This is a genomic window from Streptomyces sp. NBC_00358 (genome assembly GCF_036099295.1).
In the GTDB taxonomy this organism is placed as follows: Bacteria; Actinomycetota; Actinomycetes; order Streptomycetales; family Streptomycetaceae; genus Streptomyces.
Genome location: NZ_CP107976.1, coordinates 9,280,449 through 9,299,130, shown reverse-complemented (window position 1 = coordinate 9,299,130; position 18,682 = coordinate 9,280,449). Strand labels below are relative to the sequence as shown.

The following is an 18,682-nucleotide window of genomic DNA, read 5'->3' as shown; positions in this document are numbered from 1 at the left end:
CACATCGCTGCGCGATGTGCAAGCGAACCCCCGCGCTGCGCGCGGGGGTTGCGCTCCCGCTCCGCGGGAGCGCCGGCGGAGCGCTGCGCTCTCCGCTCAACCCGAGTGCTGCGCACTCTGGTTGGCACCCCCTTCGCTGCGCTTCGGGGGTGGGGCTGCTGCGCAGCACAGCCCGGACTGCGTCCGGGCTGTGCGGTCCTCCGCTGCGCTCCGGACCGGGGGCCTCACGCTGCGCGTGAGGCGGTGAGCCGCGCTCCGCGCGGCTTGGCTGGCGGCAAGGGGGTGGTCCGGGGTGATCGGTCGTCAGCTTCTGAGGCCTTGGTGGCGGGGGGTGTCCTGCTCTTTCACTCTGAGGGTTTCCCGGCGGGCATCCACGGCTTCGGGGAGGGCGCGGGGGCCTGCACAGCACTGCGGAGCATCCCTTTCAGCGTTTTCGGTGGGGCCTGCTTCTCCTCCTGAGAGTGCATCAACCGGCCTACTGACACCCGTATATGGCACTCACGGTTCCGCTGCTTGAGGAGCACCACCCAGGCCCCGTCCGGGGTGAGGAAGGCGTGCCGGGCCGGCTCGTCTCCGGGCTGGGTGTGCCGGGCGAGGACTCCCGGCAGGTAGTGCAGGGCTGCATCCTTGGCTGCCGCGGTGGCTTGTTCCTGGTCGCCGTTGATGTGGTGGGTGCCTACCAGCATCCATCGGTGCAGTTTCAGTTCCACGCCGTCGGCGCGTTCGGTCTCTCTGGTGTCCTCTTCAATGAGGACGTACCACTGGTCGGTCATGATCGAATCCTACCTACTGTCAGTGGCTGGAAACGCCTGATGTTTTTTGATGCAGCATGTACTGTTGGCAAAAGTAGGTTACATGGTTCAGGCCCGGGAGCGGATGTGCTAGATGCCTGTCTATGAATACCATCCGGATGAATTGGCGCAGGTGGTCAGGCGAGCCCGTGGGCTCGCGCTGAGCCGGGTGAGGGAGTACTGGCGGGCTGCCCAAGACCGTGAAGGGCGCGCACGTCATGCCCCTGCGGAGCCGCGAAAGCCGAGCTGGACATCGCCTCGTGCCAGCGCCTCGAATGGGCTCGGATCGTGCGGGTCATGGAGGAGCAGCGGATGGCTGTATACCTCCCGGACGAGGACCGGAGAGTGGCTCGCCGAGAAGAACTGCGAGTACAGCGTATGGCTGCAGAGGCTGCCCTGGACGAGCCTTCCGGAGACGGGCTACCGACCGAGGTGCTGCGGTACCGCGTCTACCGGATCACGGCCCAACCCGCCGCCTCCGCGAGAGAGCAGCCGCTGATCCGCCATGTCTTCGCCCCCTCGGGGGGTGCGGCCGTCGAACACGCCCAGGCCATGTTCAGCCGACCCGCCAGCATCTACCAGGACCGCGGCTACCGGATCATTTCCGTCGATCAGGTCCTTCCCGAACCGGGAGCATTCCATTGATCCAGCTCCGAGAACATCAAGTAGACCAAAAGTCGAGTTTCCGAAAGTGGGTGGGATTCCCTGCAAGATCACCGATTCCCCCGCAGGGGGCCCGGGGCACGATCGTCTCCGCGACCGGCTCGGGCAAGACGATCACGGCCGCCGCGTGCACGCTGGACTGCTTCCCCAGCGGCCGGATCCTCGTGACCGTGCCCACCCTGGACCTGCTCGCACAAACCGCCCAGGCATGGCGCCTGGTGGGCCACCGAGCCCCGATGGTCGCGGTGTGCTCGCTGGAGAACGACGCGGTCCTCAACTCACTGGGAGTGCGCACCACTACCAACCCGATCCAGCTCGCACTGTGGGCCGGGGCAGGACCAGTCATCGTGCTCGCCACGTACGCCTCCCTGGTGGACCGTGAGGACATCGACGCACCCGAGGGCCAGCGCAAGGTACGCGGTCCACTGGAGGCCGCCCTGACGGGCGGAGACCGGCTCTACGGACAGCAGATGAGCGGCTTCGACCTCGCGATCGTGGACGAAGCCCACGGCACCGCCGGTGATCTCGGGCGGCCGTGGGCGGCAATCCACGACAACCAGCGGATCCCCGCCGACTTCCGGCTCTACCTCACCGCGACCCCGCGCATCCTCGCCGCGGCCCGCCCGCAAAAGGGCACGGACGGCCAAGAGGCGGAGATCGCGACCATGGCCGACGACCCGAACGGCACCTACGGCGCGTGGCTCGCCGAACTCGGTCTGAGCGAGGCGATCGAGCGCGAGATCCTCGCCGGATTCGAGATCGACGTCCTGGAGATCCGCGACCCCTCCCCCGTCCTCGGGGAGTCCGAGGAGGCGCGGCGCGGCCGGCGCTTGGCGCTCCTGCAGACCGCACTTTTGGAGCACGCGGCGGCGTACAACCTGCGTACGGTCATGACGTTCCACCAGAAGGTGGAAGAGGCCGCCGCGTTCGCGGAAAAGCTGCCGGAGACCGCTGCCGAGCTGTACGCCAACGACGCCTCGGATGAGGACCTGGCGGTCGCGGACAAGCTGCCGCAGTCCTCCATCGACGCGGCCTTCTACGAACTCGAGGCCGGCCGCCACGTACCCCCGGACCGAGTGTGGTCGGCATGGCTGTGCGGCGACCACCTCGTCACCGAACGCCGAGAGGCGCTCAGGCAGTTCGCCAACGGCATCGACGCGGCCGGCCGCCGGGTCCACCGCGCCTTCCTCGCATCCGTGCGGGTACTCGGGGAAGGCGTGGACATCACCGGCGAGCGGGGCGTGGAAGCCGTCTGCTTCGCCGACACCCGCGGCTCCCAGGTCGAGATCGTCCAGAACATCGGCCGCGCACTCCGCCTCAACAAAGACGGCTCCACCAAAGTCGCCAGAATCATCGTGCCGGTGTTCCTGGAGCCGGGCGAGGACCCGACCGACATGGTCGCCTCGGCCAGCTTCAAGCCGCTCGTGGCCGTGCTCCAGGGCCTGCGCAGCCACGATGAGCGCCTGGTCGAGCAGCTCGCCTCCCGCGCCCTCACCAGCGGCACGCGCAAGGTGCACGTCCGGCGTGACGAGGACGGGCGGATCGTCGGGGCCGGCGGCGAGGGCGACGGCGAGGACCAGGAGCAGGACGACACCGACGCCGCTGCTGAGTCGGCGCTGCTCCACTTCTCCTCTCCCCGGGACGCGGCGACCATCGCGGCGTTCCTGCGGACCCGGGTCTACCGGCCGGAGTCGCTGGTGTGGCTGGAGGGCTACCAAGCCCTGCTGCGCTGGCGGGCGGAGAACGAGATCACTGGCGTCTACGCCGTCCCCTACGACGTCGAGGTCGAGGTCGGCGTCACCAAGGACTTCCCCCTCGGGCAGTGGGTGCACCAGCAACGCAAGGCGCTGCGGGCCGGGGAACTGGAAGAACGGCGCAAGACACTGCTGGACGCCCCGGAGGCCGGGATGCTCTGGGAGCCGGGCGAGGAAGCGTGGGAGGCCAAGCTCGCCGCCCTGCGGTCGTTCCGGCGAGCGACCGGGCACCTCGCACCCCGGCAGGACGCGGTATGGGGCGAAGGCGAGGCGATGGTGCCTATCGGGCAGCACATGGCCAACCTGCGCCGCAAGGGCGGCCTGGGCAAGGACCCGCAGCGGGCCGCCATGCGCGCGGCGCAGCTCACCGAGATCGACCCAGACTGGAACTGCCCCTGGCCGCTCGACTGGCAGCGGCACTACCGCGTCCTCGCCGACCTCGTCGACGCCGACGGCATCCTGCCAGCCATCGAACCCGGGGTGCTGTTCGAGGGAGATGACCTTGGCAAATGGCTCGCGCGGCAACGCGAGGCGAGCACCTGGGCGCAGCTGTCCGCCGAACAGCAGGAGCGGCTGTCCCAGTTGGGCGTACAGCCGCTTGAGGCGCCGTCTCCCGCCCCGTCAGCGAAGCGTACGGCGAAGGGTTCGAGCAAGGCGGAACAGTCGTTCCAGCGGGGCCTGGAGGCCCTCGCGCAGTGGGTAGAGCGGGAAGGCGCAGACCGGGCGGTCCCCCGCGGCCACAGCGAGGAAATCACGGTCGTCGGCGAGACGGAGCCGGTGATCGTGAAGCTGGGTGTATGGGTCTCGAACACCAAATCGAGGCGGGACAAGCTCGCCCAGGACCAGCTGGCCGCCCTGCGGGAGCTGGGCGTGGAGTGGGCATGACGCCGCTTCCGTCCGGCCGTTGAGCCCGACCGCACGGGGCCCTGGGCGAGAAACGTCTGGGGCTCCGTGCTGTTTTCGTTATGACATTTCGTGGGGAAGAGTGCGGTTTCCTGGGACCCTCATGACAACCGCCCATCGATCCAGCTGTCTGGAATCGGGGGCGGGGATGTGTTCGATCCACATGTTGTCCCGCAGGTTGGGAAGCCACTGGGGCTTCGGTGTGAGGTCTAGAACGGCAAGCATGCCGAGTGTGACTCCTGAGGCTTGGTAGGCCACCGTTTGCCCCAAATAGCGCTTGAGGTCTGCAGGTTCCGCCTTCCTGAGTTCGCGCTTGCACTCGATCACGATGCTGAATCCCGGGAAGATCACCAGGATGTCGGCGCGGCCTCCGCTGCGGTCGATGGTTTCCATCTGTACTTCGAAGCAGGCGCTGTCGAGGTAGTCGTGCAGATCTTCCTGTAGCTCGATCTCCAGCGGGAGCTTCTCTCCAGGCTTGGGCGCGAAGAGGTAGGCAGTCTTCTTCGTGTGCTTGTCACGGCCGCGGTTCGTCCTGTTCGCCAGGAATCGGATTGTCGCGGTGACGAGGCGGATGAAGTGCTCCCGCACCGAAAAGGACTGAAAGTCCGGGCAAGGTTGCAGTCCTCTGATGACCTCGTTGAAGAGGTCTTGCTCTGCTTTGGGCAGGGTCTTGATGTGACTGCTGTATGCGTCGGTGAGCTGCTCACGTAGGCCGTTGAGCGTGTCGGGAGGCAGGGCCGCTAGAACCTGTCTACCGAGTTCGGCGGCCAAGTCGTCGGCCGCTCCGTCTTTTCCCGGGCCGTCCTCAGGTTCTTCAGGCGGAAGCCCGAGCCGGGACTCGACTGCTGACCGGAGTTCCTCGGCAGCCTGCCTGTCCCAGTTGGGTGGAGCGTCGGCGAGCAGCGCGTGCACGTGCAGTAGGAGTCCTTCGCGGGCGGCAAAGGCATCTTCGATGCGGGGAGCTACGAGGAGTTGCAGCGCAGGGGCGTCGCCGGTTGGGGTGAGGCGTACGGAGCGGTGAGCGGTGTAGGCAGCGAGGATGTGCTGGATCGTCTGGCTTGGCCAGGTGGGGAGGGGTGAATCGAGGTGGGCGGCGGCGTGCTCGAGATCGGCGCTGAGGGTGTACCACGCTGCTTCGGTGTCGTAGCGGCCATCTCGCCAGCCTGTTCGGAGACCGGTGAGCCAGAGCGCGTGTTCAGAGGTGGAGCGGCGTAGTTGCGCTGCCTCGGTGCTGAGGGCTTCGTTGTCGTTGGCTTCGAACGCTAGGACGGCGTTGATTGCGGCCCGGTATGCGGTGGCGTCCGGGCGATCCTCGTCGGAGTTGATGGCTTCGGTGAAGTGGGTGCGGCTGGTGGTGAGCTGGGTGAGGAGGCTTGAGCGGTCTGCGGCGTTGAATGCGTCGGAGAGGTGGCACATAGCCAGCTCGAAGGCAGCGTCGGACCGTAGAACCGGTATGTCAAGGAATGCGCGGAGTGCGTTAGTCAGGTCTGCGTCGCGCCATTGTTCATAGCCGGCTCCGAGCGCCCGTACGACTTGGCGTGCGTACCCGATGGGTGCGGAGGGGGCTTGTGGGTCAGTGAGGACGTCAAGGACTCCGTAGCGCTTGATGGCTCCTCCGGCGAGTGCCAGGCGGAGTGCGGCTTCAAGGAAGAGGCCTGCGGTCTCGGCTTCGAGGGCCGTGGCGTGGGGCTCGGTCCGGCGTAGGGCGATTCGATTCAGCGCGGTGGAGTGGTCCCTCAGGTACCCGGGGTGGTCGCACAGTCGGTCAAGGAGGTCTCCGACGACGCCCGGCCGGTTCTCCGCCGTGAGTGTTTCGGCGATGAAGGCTGCGGCGCGGTCTGGGCTGTTGAGGCAGTCCCAGGCAGCAAGGAGAGTCTCGGCGGCGCGGAACCACAGTCGAGAGGTGGAAAGTTCATCTGCCTGGGCAAAGAATCGGTCTTCGCCGCCGAAGTCTTCGAGTGTGGGGGCGTCTCCGCGGCAAGCTAGGAGTGTCTCGAGCGGCGTCACGGGGGGGGCCCTCCTTATCGTGCGGCGGCCTGCGAGGAATGACGCGTTAACGCGTCGACGGAGTAATGGTCACCACATGAAGACCCCTGCTTCAGCGATCTTCGCGCGGTCGGCAGGGATGACCGTACGGGCGAGTTCACGGTTGGCCGTAGCGGCAATGATCTGCAGCCCGTCGGTCTCTTCGCAGATCGCCCGAAGTTGCTGCAGTGTCTCGGCAAGGTCGGTCGGGATCATTTCCTGGGCGCCGGCCGAGTCGATGAGGAAGAGGCCGGGATGACGGCCGCCGTGCTGCTGGCCGACGCGGAGGAGGGCCACCAGCGTGGCCATGCGCAGACGCAGCTGTTCGCCCTCGGTCACCTTCTGGAACCAGGACGGTCCATCGTCCAACTGGAGCTTCATGGGACCGTTTGCCTGCAGCTTTATGCCCTGAAGGTTGTCGTATCCCAGTCGGACGGCGAGGTCGAAGATTTCGCTGCTGACCCGGTCCATGATGGGCTTACTCGCCTTTCCGGCGCGCACGTCGGCTTCTTTGTACGCAGCCTCCAGGATCTTCTCCTCTGGGGCCGGCGGCGTTGTTCCTCCCGCGCGAGCGTGGGTGGCTTCGCGTTCTTTCAGGGCGCCGCGCAGACGTTCCAGGTCAAGCTGGCGTCGCAGAACAGAGGCATCCGGTAGTGCTGCTTGGGCAGCGGCCATCGCACGGCGGGCCGCGTCGAGCTGAGCTTCGGCCTCTTTCCGTTCCTTCTCCGCGCGCCGCAGCACTGTGCGCATCCGGGCGTCCGCAGCGGCCAGAGAGGCGATGTTCTCACTCAGCTGGTCGATAGCTGTGGTGTCCTCCGGAGCATCCTCAGGAGGTGTGCTGCCGCAGACGGAGCAGTGGTCCGCAGCCTGGTCGCCGCGCGCCTGAGCAAGGTCAGCGACGGGGGTGGTGCAACGCGGGCAACACGTCGGGGCGAGAGCCCCGAAGTGGCGCTTGGCTGCCATGTTCTCCTTCATGTCGCGTAGCCGCTTCCGGTCTTCCACGAGTGTCTGGTGCAGCTCGGTGTAGTTCTGCTGGACGGTTAGCTGCACCTGTACAGCAGTGGCATGGCGTCCCGCGCAGGATGCAACGTGGGCCGCGGCTTGCTCGATGGCCAAGGCTTGGTCTTCCAGGGCGGGAGCGGCGCCAGTGTTGGCGAGGGCCGCCTCGGCAACAGTGATCTCATCCTTGAGCTGTTGCAGGGAGCTCGCACGGGCCTGGGTGTCTTCGGTGGCCCGACGCTTCTCGCCCCGCTGCTGCTGCCGGACAGTTTTCAGGGCGGTCTCAGCGTCCCGGCGTGTGCTGGTCCAGGGAAGGCCGATGAACATCTGCAGCAGGCTGACGACGGATCCGTTCTCGCTGGTCTCTCCGAGTAGGACTTCAGCGTTGCGGTTGCGGCAGATCAGTGCGTGGCTGAACAGCGCCCAGTCGGTGACGGTGGCCTTGCCATCTTCTTCGCCTTTGACGTCGGAGTGCCACCCTCGGAGGATCTCCAGGTTGAGACGGTCCATCATGAACTGGCTCATCACGGAGGCGAACTCGGCTTCGCCGGCGAAGCCGATACTGGGGGTGGTCTTTCCGGTCTCCAGGCGTCCGGTCGGTACGCCGTCCTTGTGCTGGAACTCCACGCTGAAGGGCTCACCGTCGATGTGGCCTTCGAGCCGAACGTGGGAGATCCATCTGCGTGCGGTGTCCTGCAGCCGTTTGTTCTTGCCTCGCAGGCACCACCAGATCACTTCCAGGACTGTGCTTTTGCCTTTGAGGTTGTCGCCGGCCAGGCACCACAACCCGTCGCTAAGCCGCCAACTGAAGCGGAAGTCGTCAGTGAACTTGCCTGCCTTGGTTCCTGAGAACTCGATCGAGGTCAATGCAAGGCGGTGCGGTCGCGGCAGCACGCCGCTCTCCCGTACCCGGTGATGCTGGAGCACTGCTACGGCCTCCGCGACGTCCACACCGGCACGGCGGGCAACGGCCTCGGTGAAGTTACTCATGCGATCCCCTCGCTCACCTTGCTCTGCAGCGCTGCCAAACGGGCCCGGACGTGCGGGAGGATGCCAGCGATGTCAGCGCCCATGTGGGTTCGTTCGTACTCACCCTGCGCGTACTGGAGCTCCTTCAAGGCACTGCCGCTGCGGTCCCCGGCCAGTACCAGCACCAGTGCGGCGCGTTCGTCGTACCAAGACAGATCCGGCTCCTGCGAGCGCATCTCCTGTGCGTCCCGTCGGCCCGCCGGCAGCAAGCAGTAATCCCAGCGGTCGATGTCGGGCGCTGTCCCGATGGCGTCGATACCGATCAGTCCATGCGCGACCAGCAAGGCCAGAGCGTCATCGAGGGACTCGTAGGCGCCATAGCGCCAGCGGATCATGGGATAGGACTCGAGATCCGGCTCATCGCCTTCCAGCAATGCAGCCGCCCTGTCGACCGGGCTGACTCCCGGAACGCTCCGGCCGACCTCCGCGGCGTTCAACAGTTCATCGGCAAGGTAATCGGGGTTGCGGAGCCAGAAGTCGAGCGCCTGGAGCTTCTTCTGCCCGCGTAGCACCGCCACTGCGTCCGGATGGGCCGGGCACCCGCTATCCGGGTGCGGACAGTGATCCAACAGGAAGAGGATGCGCACAGCATCCTGAACGCGGCTCGCCCTCCGTGTGCGTACCTCCACGCCGTCCGATGTCATACGCCCCCGCCGATCTCGCTTCCATCGCCCCGTAGACGAGTAGCACGAATCATCACTCCTGCGTAAGTGATCCAGCACAATCCGCAGTCGTAGCCGCGTTGACGGCGGCGAGGCGCGGCGGCCTCGGCCGACGCGCAACCGGCTGAGCGCGCAACCGATCCCCGACCGCGGCCGCGCCGCCCATCCCGCCCGCCCCTTCCTCCTTCACTCCAGCCAAGGGACATGGGCAGAGCAGCCACAACGGGGATGTCAGCCATCCGACCACGGCAAAACGACGTGGTGACCTGCGCGGACACGGAGATGGTCCTGGGGGCCGCGCAACACCTAGCGCAACCCTTGGCGCAACCTTCAGCGCAACGAATAGGCGCAATCTCCAGCGCAACCTCGTGCTCCTGGTCGACCGGGGCGGCCGGTCATGCGGCCCGGGCGGCTCCGTGGGCGCGGGCGAGGTGGCGCAGCTCGGACCGGGCCGCCGGCACTGAGGGCGGTCTCCCAGTAGGGGTGCCACCACCGCCGTACGGACAGGAGCAGCAGGCGGCGGCGCAGGGCGGTGGTGTCGCGGGGGCGGGGTGCGGCCAGTGCTTGGTAGGTGGCGTTCCAAGCGGCTTGCGTCTGCGCCAGGTCGTCGGGGCTCTGGCGCAAACGAAGTCGCAGCCGGGGTACGTCGGTGAATCCGGTTGACCGCCCTGCGGCTCGACGCAGATCCTCACAGAAGTAGCCAGGACGACGGAGGCCCCCCAGTGCGCGACGACGGCAAGGACTTTCACTTCCCGCCCCTTACCAACGGGCTCGACTTCCTCGTCAGTGCTGTCACCTTCCTCGCGGCTGAAGGCAGCCCCGTCCCCCGCGAGCTGAAGTACGCCACCCTTCATCTCCAGTGCGCAGCCGAGACCCTGTTCAAGGCGCGCCTCGAGATGTACAAGCCTGACCTCGTGTGGACCAAGCCCACGGAGTACGACGAGGGCAAGCACCAGAGCGGCGATTTCAACAGCTGCGGCATCAAAGAGGCGATCAAGCGTCTCAACGCTCTCGCCCAGGACGGAACCATCACGCTCAGCACCACCCTCGACCCCGCCAGCCGCGACTTGAAGGAGCTCGGCGATCTCCGGAACCGGCTCATGCACTTCGGCTGGCGCGACACCACCGTAGCCGTGAAGACCCGTACCCTCCCCGTCCTGACCCTGCTCTTCGACTTCGTGAACCACGACGTCCTGCCGTACACCGCAGACTGGGAGGCAGCACGGCAGATGGACGAAGTCCGCGGCCAGTTGAAACACCTCACCGACTTCGTCACCCAGCGACAGAAGTCCATATCCGGCCAGCTCGCCGGCCATGAACACTCCACCACCGCCTGCCGCTCCTGCGGGCAGTACGCCGTGGTCCTCGACGGCGGCGCCCGCGACCTGAAGTGCTTCTTCTGCGACAAGGCGTACGGCACCGGAGATGAAGCAGCCTGGGAGTTCACCGGCGAGAACCGGCACATCACCATCAAGCAGGGTGGCAACGACCTGGCCACCTGCCCGGCCTGCGCCGCCTCGGCCATTGTTCCGGTGCGCACCCTGGGCTATCCCGCCGCAGACTCGTACATCTGCTTCGGGTGCGGCAGCGACTGGGAAGGGATCTGCGAGTGGTGTGGGAACGACCGGTTGAGTCCAGCCATAGTCCCGGAATCGGACATGTGCGATGAATGCTACGACATACGCCTCGCCAACTTTTGAGGTCCAGGCCCGGCCTGCTCGACGGGTACCAGGCATCGCCCGCGATGCGGTCTCTTGGTGCTCAGGCCGTCAGTGGTCTGGATACGGCCGGTCATCGCCCATTCATGCGGCAGGCACGGGCGCTGTCTTGGGCGGGGGTGAGCTCCTCACGGATGGCTTCGTCCCCATCGTGGGGCCGGTCTGTTTCAGGGCGCCGAGCCTTCGTCGGCGCGCGGACGATCCGCTACGCCTCGCGTACGGCGGTCTGCGGCGGCCGCGGCTTCGGCGGCGAGCTCGGCCTGGGCAACGCTGTCGGTGGTCGTGATAGCTGTGGTGCAAGCATTTTCCGGACGTTGTCTGCAGGCCCCGGCGGATCACCGCCCTGTTGGGCAGACTGGTGAGCCGGTGCACGCCAGCTGGAACTGGGGGGAACACGTGATCGTCAGGCACTTCCTGGGCAAGGACGACGAACTGGCCCAGCACCTTGTTCAGGAACTCAACACCCCACTGGACTGGCCGGAAGAGGGACTGAGTACTGGGCACGTTGCGAGGATCGCGTCTGCCGCGGCCTGCGACGTCTCTTACGATCAAGCGGCCAACGGACATCTGGCCGACCTCTTTGCCGCGCTTCCCTTGCCAGGCACGCCCGATGGTGCTGAGTTCTGGCGTTCCTTGGGGCAGGCGGGAGGTGACGCCGCTCTCTACATCGATCCCGGCAACGCGGGTGGTCCGTTCTTCGAGCGCATTCTTGAAAGCAACGAGGGAGGCATCGCAGACCGCGTACTCAGCTTTCTGGGAGAACTCTCCGACCAACAGCGCGACGCTGTAGCCGACGTGCTCGGTGACGCATTGGCGCGTGACACGTTCACCGGCGGAAGTCGGTACCTGGGGCGGCTGTGGCTGCGCGACGCTGAGACCAGTGCCTGGCACGTTCTACTCGCCAGCCGGCGGACGGACGACCGCACACGCTTCCTCGAAGCCTGGGGCAACGCCTGAGCAGACTGGGCGATGAGTGGGCGCGGGCCGCGCCGAACACGTCGTCGAGTCGTAGACGGTGCCCGGGACGGCGTCGGCGAGCAGCTGGTGGACACAACTCCCAGTCCGCGAGCTCCGCCGGGCCCCGGACGTCGTCGGCCGGGTCCTCGTGCCGGGACGCCTGCCGGGCATCGAGCCGCGCTTCCTCGAGGGCCGCCGCAACAGCGCCGGCGTCCATGACCCGGTGACGGCGGGGCAGGGTGAGCGGTCTGCGGGTACCGCCGTCGGGCAGCCATATCCTGGTCGTCTTCGACCTCGCATTCGTGGTGAGAAATCAGAGCGGACCGCCGCCAGAACGCTTCTGAGGCTACCCGCCGGATTTCTTTATAGCAGGCTGGGATTCGACTGCGTCAGAACAGGAAATCCACAGCTTGAACGTGCGTAAAAATCCGCACGCAGACCATGGGCGCGAGTGCCCCACTCAGTGAAATACGACTCGGTGATGGCCTCCACGACGAGGGGATGCAGGTCTTCCTCCGTCGCTCCGGCCTCCTGGAGGTCCAGGATCTGCTGCACGGAGGTGGGCGAGATCGGTGGTCGAGCCCTGCGCCCGCGTGAGGAGGAATTTCATCTGGGCTGTTGCGGATTTCGGCGCGGGACGGGTAAAAGCTCTCATGTTCTCAGATCCCGTGTCATTTTCTCAGTCGCGGTGTCATGTGACTGGCCGAACTGGCACGGGATTGAGAATCGCTGGCCACTGCCGTCACTCGTTTGAGGACTCCGTTGCCAGCGGGATACCGCACCGCGGGCAGCCGTTTGCGTGGTCGTCCGGGCAGACGTAGCCGATGGCACCGTCCACGCACCATTCGGCGGCCTCCTCGGACAGCAGGTCGGGCCCGGCATGGAGCAGCCGACGAAATTCCGTGGTGTCCGCAATGTCGGCCGGGCGGTTGGTGAACCAATCGTCGAACCAAGGCTTGTCCCGGTGCATGCGCCAGTGCGCATTCTTCCGGTCGTCGACAGCCGTAAGGAACCGATCGACGATGCGCCCCCAACTCGGAGCTCCGAACCAGCCGTTGTCGGACGCGCAGAAGGATTCGATCAGGGTTCGCAGGCCGAACTCCTTCTCGTAAAGGCAGTACCTTCGCCCCCATGAGATCGCGACCTGTGCCATCTCCGCGAGTTCTTCTCGCGGATCAACCTCGTGCGCCGGGTCGTCAGGGTTGTGGCAGGACAGCCCAAGCTCGAGCACAGACTGCGCGGTCGGTAGAACCCGAGACGGGTTGACGATCGCGAGACCGACAGCGATCCAGTCGACATGGTCGAACGACAGCATCGAGCGCACGAGTCGGGTGGTTGCCGTGTTGATCCGCATCATTGTGCCGTCGTGCAGCGGACTCTTCCCGGCATGCCAGTTCTCGACGGGTGTGTTGCGCCACACCGCGAGCGTGATGCGGGTGGCGGCCAGCCACAGCAGGGCGTCGTCGTCGAGGTGCCCGAACCGCTTGGCACACTCCTGGGCGCCGTAGGTGATCAACTCTTCCGGTTTCGGCCACCTGTGGCTGTCAGGCCCTTCAGGCCCTTCAGGCGCGTACTCGTAGTCGTCGGCGTACTCGTCGAGGATCGCGCTCAACTCGGCTGCGCTGTAAGCCTCGCTGTACTCGGAGCTCTCCGGCTCCTCGACGGTGTACATGTCGTGGTCCCAGGAGACATATACGTCGCCCCAGAGCACGACGTCTTCGCACTCGCTGGCGTTGTCCGTCACAACCGGCCTGATGGTGATCGGCGCAGTACGTCCGTCGGTTCGCTCGCCGTCCTTCTCGGCGGCCCATGCAGTGATGACCCCGAGCGGCTTCGGAAGGAGAGGACCGACCTCGGTGATGCTGAACGGCTCGTCGTCATCGGTGTCGAACCGGCTGTTGACGAACACGACCGCCTCGGAGGGCGTGCTGACGATGGACTGGCTACCACTCTCGTTGTCAACCACTCGCCACAACGCGCTGTTCTTCACGATGCTCTCCGATCGCGGTGAGCGCACCCGGGGCGGGTGCGATGTGCCGGGTCGCTCGGCACTGAATCCGATTATGGGCTGATCAACTGTCCGTAGTCCCGCAGGCACTTGTCGGCGACGACGCTCGGGACGTTCGTGTGCAACCTGCATCCCCGATCTCTACACGCGCCCCTGGAAGGCATTTGTCATGCATAGATCAGGATTAGGTACTCACCTCGGGCGGTGGCTGGTGGAGGCCGCGGTCGTTGGACACGGCACGTGTGCATGAACATCCGAGCCCCCACGGATACGCAAGCGAGCCCGGACCAACTGGGCCGGGCTCGCGGCCTGTTCGGGGCGGGCTGCTACAGGTCGAACTCGAGGTGTTCGACGTCGGTGAACCGGACCTCTTCCAGGCTGCCGGCGCGGCGGCCGCCGTCCTGGAAGTAGACCTCCTTGAGGGCTTCGGCCGCGATCTCCTGGAGTTCGGTGTCGCTTGCGCCAGCCGCTTGGGCGTCGAAGAGGCGGGCAGCGTAGCGGGGCGGCAGGGCGACGGTCAGGTGCCGGATGCGGTCCTGGTCGGTCGAGCCGATCGGCGCGGTGTAGCCCATGCGGGCGCGGGCGTCGATGATGATGCCGCCGGTCGTCGTGGCCTTCTTGCGGGCCTTAGCCCGGATCTGCGGCTGCCAGCGCTTGATTACCTCGCGCTCCAGGCGGGCGGCGAGGTCGGGGCGCGGCTTCTTGGCTGTGCCCGCTACGTACCGCTCCACCTGCCGCTGGGACACGCCGAGCAGTTCGGCGACCGCTTTCGTGCCGCCGAGCTGCTTGACCATGTACCGCATCTGCGGGCCCGCGGACTTGGGTGCGGGGCGGGTGAACGCCTTTTGCACCGCGGCGTCCAGGCCGTCCCCGAACATGCTCATCGCCTGCCCACTCCCCTATTCGCCATTGTCGGCGTCGGTGACGGTGCCGTCCTTGATGTACCGGGCGAGATTAAGTTCCGGTGCGTTGAACCGCTCGCGGACCTCCTCACCCCACAGCACGCTCTGGGTGCCCTCGTGCTTGACCAGGCCCGGGTTGATGCCGAGCTTGAAGCCGCCCGGGAGCGGCTTTCCATCCCGGTAGGGCAGGAAGTCCAGCGGGGAGGGCCCGCCTGCCGCGTAGACGACGCAGTCGGACAGGACCGCCACCGGGTACTGGCCGGTGAACGCCGCGTGCTTGACGATCTTGCGGTGCAGGTTGATCCGGGTGCGGGAGATGACCGCCGCGCGGATGTCCGGCCTCCACGTCGGACGGGACAGGGCCCGCCACGGCTCGCCCGGCCGCCAGCCCTCCCCACGCGGACGCTCGCGCAGCTTGCCCAGGCCGCCCTTCACCGTCGCCTTGATGGCCGAGACGACGATCGCCAACTCCGGGTCACGCTGCTTGTAGCCGTCCATCGCCGCCAGGAAATCCTCCGGCGACAGGTCGGCGTAGACGCCGAGGTCGGCCATCGTGGCGAGGTACGCGTCACGCAGCCGGTTGTACCAGCCGTCCAGATAACGGCCATTCTCATGCCGCACCCAGGCCTCGACCGGCGTGACGTCGTAGCCGAGCTCCTGCGCGTAGGCGATGGTGGGTGTTGCGTACCAGGCCGGCCCTTCGGGCCGGTCGCCCTTCGGCGTGAACGGGCTGGGCAGCAGACTCGCGTCCAGGTCTGCCCACTTGTCCTTGCCGACCTTCACCCTCGACAGGTCCACGTGGGAGAGGTCGACCAGCCAGGAGCCGGGCAGCTTCGCGTCGAACACGGGCGCCTGTACGTGCGTGGGCACGCCGAGGCCGACGGTCAGGCCGTTGGCGCCGGCGGCGAAGGCCATGTTGACGTCGATGCCGACCAGATGTCGCAGGGTGCACTCGGCATCCGTCATCGGCCGCGCCCAGTCGTAGGCCTCCTCGAACAGCTTCTCCCCGGGGCCGCGGACGTGGAAGCGCGGCAGGTCCTTGAGGAGGGGGTGGCCGTCGGGGGCCTCGCACGGCGCCGGGTCGACCGGGTCCCGGCCCAGACTGCCGGGATTGTGCTCGGAGTGCCGCTTGCCGTCGACATCCGGATCGGAGGCCCGAGTCGGCGGGTGCAGCGCGGTCATCAGCTCCAGGCCGGTCACCGCCGTCGATCCGCGGGGCGTCATCACCTGAGAGGCGAACACGCCCAGGACGCGGGCAAGTTCCGCCGGCGCCAGCTGCCCCACCTCGCCCCAATGCCGGGTGCCCAGCGCATGCCACGACGGAATACACAGCTGCACGCACTGACGGTCCGAACCCTGCGCAGGGCGGTAGATCCTCGCCCACGGCCCCAACCCGCGCTTGGTCAGCTTCCACTCCGCACGTACGAGCTGCCTGACGACCTTGTGACTCTCCGGGATCCGCCCGGCGAGACGCTCCTCGTCGCCGAGGGCGACGGGCAGACCGTAGCGCTCCAGGGCGGCCTCAGTGAGGACGAGCAGCGGATCGCCGTCCTTGCCGGGGCCGGACAGCCTCGGCTGGCCGAGCTTCGCCTCCTTCAGCGTCCAGTCCACCAGGGACGGCAGAGACTTGGCGGGCACGTCCAGGACCAGGCCGCCGGTGCAGTACGCCACCACCTGACCGTCCTCGACGTCGACGACCGCCAGCGGCCCGTTCACAAACCGAGGGTCGGTGTCCGCGGCCGGGGTGCCGGCCGGGGCTGCCTTCCGTGCGGGCGGACGACGCGGCGTCGACGACGGACTGGCAGTGGGCGACGGACGCGGCACGGCCTCCGGAGCAGCGGGGGCAGCAGTGACGGGGGCAACAGGGGCCTGGGGGTCTTTAGTTGCGGTCCTGGCCGCAGCTTCGGGTGCCGGACTGGTGGACACAGGACGCGCCTGCGCCGAAGTCGCCGGGGCGCGCGCAGCAGTGACGGGGGTGGGTGCCGGGGCGGCCGGCTCTTCCGGGGTGGGGTAGAGCTCCGCGAGCTGCCGCAGCATCCGCGCATACGCCTCACGCTCCGGACCACGCGGCTCGGTAGGCTTCGTCAGCGACTCCCAGCCGGACACCGTGGCCCGACGCACCTGCAAGGCCGCAGCAACCTCATCCAACGTCAGGCCATGCGCGGTACGCAGCCGCTTACGCTCCACCGCAGGCGGCAACGACGAGCGGGACGCCACCAGCGCATCCACCGCATCGAACAACTCAGACATGCAGCACCTCCAGACCACCACCCTACCCTCGACAACCGTACAAAGTGCGTACATACGTCGTACGAGTTGCGTACGAAGAGCGTCCGAAGGGCAACCCGTGAAGCTAAGGACGGGTGTCCTGTCTCGCCGAAGCTTGACCAGTCGACGTCTGTCTCACCGAAGTCTGTCCGCAGTTCAATGCGGGTGGTCCTGGGCAGTGAGGTTTTGGAAGCGTCCGGAGCAGATTCACGGCCTGACCAGCGGCCGCTCCGGCACAATCCCAGGATGATCGGCAACCGGATCACCTATCGCACGGCGGACGGCGTCCGCATACCCGGCACCTGGCGGCACGTCTTCATCCGCAACGGCGGCCACTATTTCCTCACCGACCTCTTCATCTACGCTGACGGGCTCATCGACTGCTGGGGCTTGGTCACCGTCGTGGAGTTCGAGGAGAAGCTGCGCACCGGCTGGGTGGCGACCAGCTTCCCGGAAGGCGGCGAGGCCTCCGCACACGAGCTGGCGGACTGGAAGTTCTGCGAACCGAAGAGCTGGCTCACGCCCGAGCTGTTGGTCGCTCGTCGAAGGTGATGATCTCGACGTCCTGGATCGATGTCCGGTACAGCTCGAAGGAGTTGATCTTCTCCGGGTTCACGGCGCCGTTATGGGTGAACTCGCGCAGGCTCCCGATCACCACGACCTGCCGGGGCCGGGTGGTGGACAGTTCGATGCCGGTCGGGGTGCCGTCGTCGTCGTGGATGCGGGTGAGGAACTCGTGGGAGATGAGCTGCTGGGCCTTGCTGACGGTCTTCTGCACCTGCGCCACGCCGCCGCCCAGTTCTTTCGATGCCTGGTAGACGCCCGCGCGGTATGGGGTCTTGGCGAGCAGCTCCGTGTCGTGGGTCTTGATTTCGCAGAAGAGCATGCTGCTGATCAGGCCTTTGGAACGCATGATGGCGTCGATGCGTTTCCCGGCTCCGCTGAAGATGTTGGCGCCGGTGGTGATGCGTTCCAGTTTGCCGTCGTCGATGGATTCGCAGGCGATGAGGTTGAGCCCGTAGCCGAAGATCCACTGGTTCGTCTCGAAGAAGGCCTGCCAGACGGCCTCTACCCCGCGTGTCGTTGCCAGGCTCTCTTCCTTCCGGAAGTAGTCGTGGTCGGTCAGCAGCCGTTCGAACCTGCGGAGCTGTTCCTTGCGGTTGCTGATCAGCCGGATGTCCTCCTCGGTGAGTCCGCCGCCGATGGCTGTCCTGACCGCGCCGAGCACCGTCGTCCGGTCCTGGCCGGTCAGCAGCTGAGCCAGGTGGGCCTCGTCGCCGACCATGAGCTGGAGGGAGTCGCCGGGTGTGCTCAGGCCGGTGCAGCCCTGGAGGAAGTTGATGACTTTCCAGAAGTTCTCGTGGACGTCCCCGGTGTCGACGAGCGCCTTGACGGCCCGGGTGGTCCCGCTATCGGGCACTGTCTGCGTCGCGGAGACTTCCTCGGCTTTCCTCTTGTCCTTCTTCCAGAGCTTGATCCTCGGCGTGAAGGTGTCGCCCTTCTTGATGACGGTGACGCTGCACAAGGTCGCTACCTGCGGCCGGTCGTCGAGGACGAAGTCGGTGATCATCCGGCGTGCGCGGGTGTCGTAGAGGTAGTGGAACCCGCTGCCGTCCTGTGAACCACGGATCTCCAGGTCGGTGAAGTCCCTGGCGGTGACGTCGAACTCGGTGCCGGAGAAGGGCAGTCGCAAGCCTCGGACTATGGGGGTCGCGGGCGTGGCGGCTTGGGTGCGCCAGTCCGGTGGGATGCTGGGCAGCGGACGGGAGTCGCCTTCGACCACGAGGTCCTGGACGTCGATGCGCCCGAGCTGGGTGAGCACGGACTGCAAGGTTCGCCAGAGCGCCTCCTTCGCCCCCGGGGTGCAGGTGGGCAGGAGTTCGCGTTCCACCGTCAGGACCGCCTCGTAGGTGGCCTCCGTCCAACGGTCACCCGGGGTGGGGTGGTAGATGCCGCCGTCGTGGCGCAGGGTCAGGACCGCTGTGCGCAGCAGGTCGCGTGCG

At 66.8% G+C, this 18,682-nt stretch carries 12 protein-coding genes and 1 pseudogene; 5 read left to right on the top strand and 8 right to left on the bottom strand.

Features of this window, described 5'->3' with window-relative positions; translation table 11 throughout:
* Positions 1-344 precede the first annotated feature (344 nt).
* Entirely contained in the window at positions 345-773 is a 429-nt protein-coding gene (locus OHT01_RS40055; protein ID WP_328557975.1) for a hypothetical protein, read from the bottom strand.
* 396 nt (positions 774-1,169) lie between these two features.
* On the opposite strand from OHT01_RS40055, the gene OHT01_RS40050 reads away from it, so the two are divergent.
* Both OHT01_RS40050 and OHT01_RS40045 read left to right on the top strand, forming a co-directional pair.
* Positions 1,170-1,436 (top strand): hypothetical protein, encoded by a 267-nt coding sequence (locus tag OHT01_RS40050; RefSeq protein WP_328557974.1) that lies wholly within the window; start codon positions 1,170-1,172, stop codon positions 1,434-1,436.
* Positions 1,433-4,093 (top strand): DEAD/DEAH box helicase, encoded by a 2,661-nt coding sequence (locus OHT01_RS40045; protein ID WP_328557973.1) that lies wholly within the window; start codon positions 1,433-1,435, stop codon positions 4,091-4,093. Before OHT01_RS40050 ends, OHT01_RS40045 begins: the two co-directional genes overlap by 4 nt.
* A 78-nt stretch (positions 4,094-4,171) precedes the next feature.
* Here OHT01_RS40045 and OHT01_RS40040 read toward each other — a convergent pair whose 3' ends face one another.
* The 3 genes from OHT01_RS40040 to OHT01_RS40030 all read right to left on the bottom strand — a co-directional run bounded on the left by OHT01_RS40040 (position 4,172) and on the right by OHT01_RS40030 (position 8,751).
* On the bottom strand, positions 4,172-6,118 hold the full coding sequence (locus tag OHT01_RS40040) for a hypothetical protein (protein WP_328557972.1): 1,947 nt from the start codon (positions 6,116-6,118) through the stop codon (positions 4,172-4,174).
* A gap of 69 nt (positions 6,119-6,187) precedes the next feature.
* Positions 6,188-8,125 carry an AAA family ATPase gene (locus OHT01_RS40035; RefSeq protein ID WP_328557971.1) on the bottom strand — a complete coding sequence of 646 codons (1,938 nt, stop codon included), beginning with the start codon at positions 8,123-8,125 and terminating at the stop codon, positions 6,188-6,190.
* Positions 8,122-8,751 (bottom strand): hypothetical protein, encoded by a 630-nt coding sequence (locus tag OHT01_RS40030; protein WP_328551003.1) that lies wholly within the window; start codon positions 8,749-8,751, stop codon positions 8,122-8,124. Before OHT01_RS40030 ends, OHT01_RS40035 begins: the two co-directional genes overlap by 4 nt.
* A 797-nt stretch (positions 8,752-9,548) precedes the next feature.
* Here OHT01_RS40030 and OHT01_RS40020 point away from each other — a divergent pair.
* Positions 9,549-10,526, top strand: coding sequence for a hypothetical protein (locus OHT01_RS40020; RefSeq protein ID WP_328551004.1), 978 nt, complete (start codon positions 9,549-9,551; stop codon positions 10,524-10,526).
* A gap of 414 nt (positions 10,527-10,940) precedes the next feature.
* Complete coding sequence (locus OHT01_RS40015; protein ID WP_328551005.1) at positions 10,941-11,501, top strand: hypothetical protein; 561 nt, start codon at positions 10,941-10,943, stop codon at positions 11,499-11,501.
* Between the two features lie 742 nt (positions 11,502-12,243).
* Here OHT01_RS40015 and OHT01_RS40010 read toward each other — a convergent pair.
* From OHT01_RS40010 to tap, 3 genes are all read right to left on the bottom strand, one after another.
* Complete coding sequence (locus OHT01_RS40010; protein ID WP_328551006.1) at positions 12,244-13,491, bottom strand: hypothetical protein; 1,248 nt, start codon at positions 13,489-13,491, stop codon at positions 12,244-12,246.
* A 344-nt stretch (positions 13,492-13,835) separates the two neighbouring features.
* Complete coding sequence (gene tpg, locus OHT01_RS40005) at positions 13,836-14,393, bottom strand: telomere-protecting terminal protein Tpg (RefSeq protein WP_328551007.1); 558 nt, start codon at positions 14,391-14,393, stop codon at positions 13,836-13,838.
* A 15-nt stretch (positions 14,394-14,408) separates the two neighbouring features.
* Positions 14,409-16,661: a telomere-associated protein Tap gene (gene tap, locus OHT01_RS40000; RefSeq protein ID WP_328551008.1), complete on the bottom strand. Its 2,253-nt coding sequence runs from the start codon at positions 16,659-16,661 to the stop codon at positions 14,409-14,411.
* A gap of 264 nt (positions 16,662-16,925) precedes the next feature.
* Here tap and OHT01_RS39995 point away from each other — a divergent pair.
* Positions 16,926-17,228, top strand: a pseudogene (locus tag OHT01_RS39995) (DUF7638 domain-containing protein); the annotation flags it as partial.
* Here OHT01_RS39995 and OHT01_RS39990 read toward each other — a convergent pair.
* Positions 17,197-17,964 carry a Shedu immune nuclease family protein gene (locus OHT01_RS39990; protein ID WP_328558428.1) on the bottom strand — a complete coding sequence of 256 codons (768 nt, stop codon included), beginning with the start codon at positions 17,962-17,964 and terminating at the stop codon, positions 17,197-17,199. The pseudogene OHT01_RS39995 and the gene OHT01_RS39990 overlap by 32 nt on opposite strands.
* Positions 17,965-18,682 lie beyond the last annotated feature (718 nt).

What these genes read in the sequence shown, in the direction of transcription:
- OHT01_RS40055 (WP_328557975.1), bottom strand. Translation starts at nt 773, where the DNA reads ATGACCGACCAGTGGTACGTCCTCATTGAAGAGGACACCAGAGAGACC.
- OHT01_RS40050 (WP_328557974.1), top strand. Translation starts at nt 1,170, where the DNA reads ATGGCTGCAGAGGCTGCCCTGGACGAGCCTTCCGGAGACGGGCTACCG.
- OHT01_RS40035 (WP_328557971.1), bottom strand. Translation starts at nt 8,125, where the DNA reads ATGAGTAACTTCACCGAGGCCGTTGCCCGCCGTGCCGGTGTGGACGTC.
- tpg (WP_328551007.1), bottom strand. Translation starts at nt 14,393, where the DNA reads ATGAGCATGTTCGGGGACGGCCTGGACGCCGCGGTGCAAAAGGCGTTC.
- tap (WP_328551008.1), bottom strand. Translation starts at nt 16,661, where the DNA reads ATGTCTGAGTTGTTCGATGCGGTGGATGCGCTGGTGGCGTCCCGCTCG.
- OHT01_RS39990 (WP_328558428.1), bottom strand. Translation starts at nt 17,964, where the DNA reads ATGGTCGGCGACGAGGCCCACCTGGCTCAGCTGCTGACCGGCCAGGAC.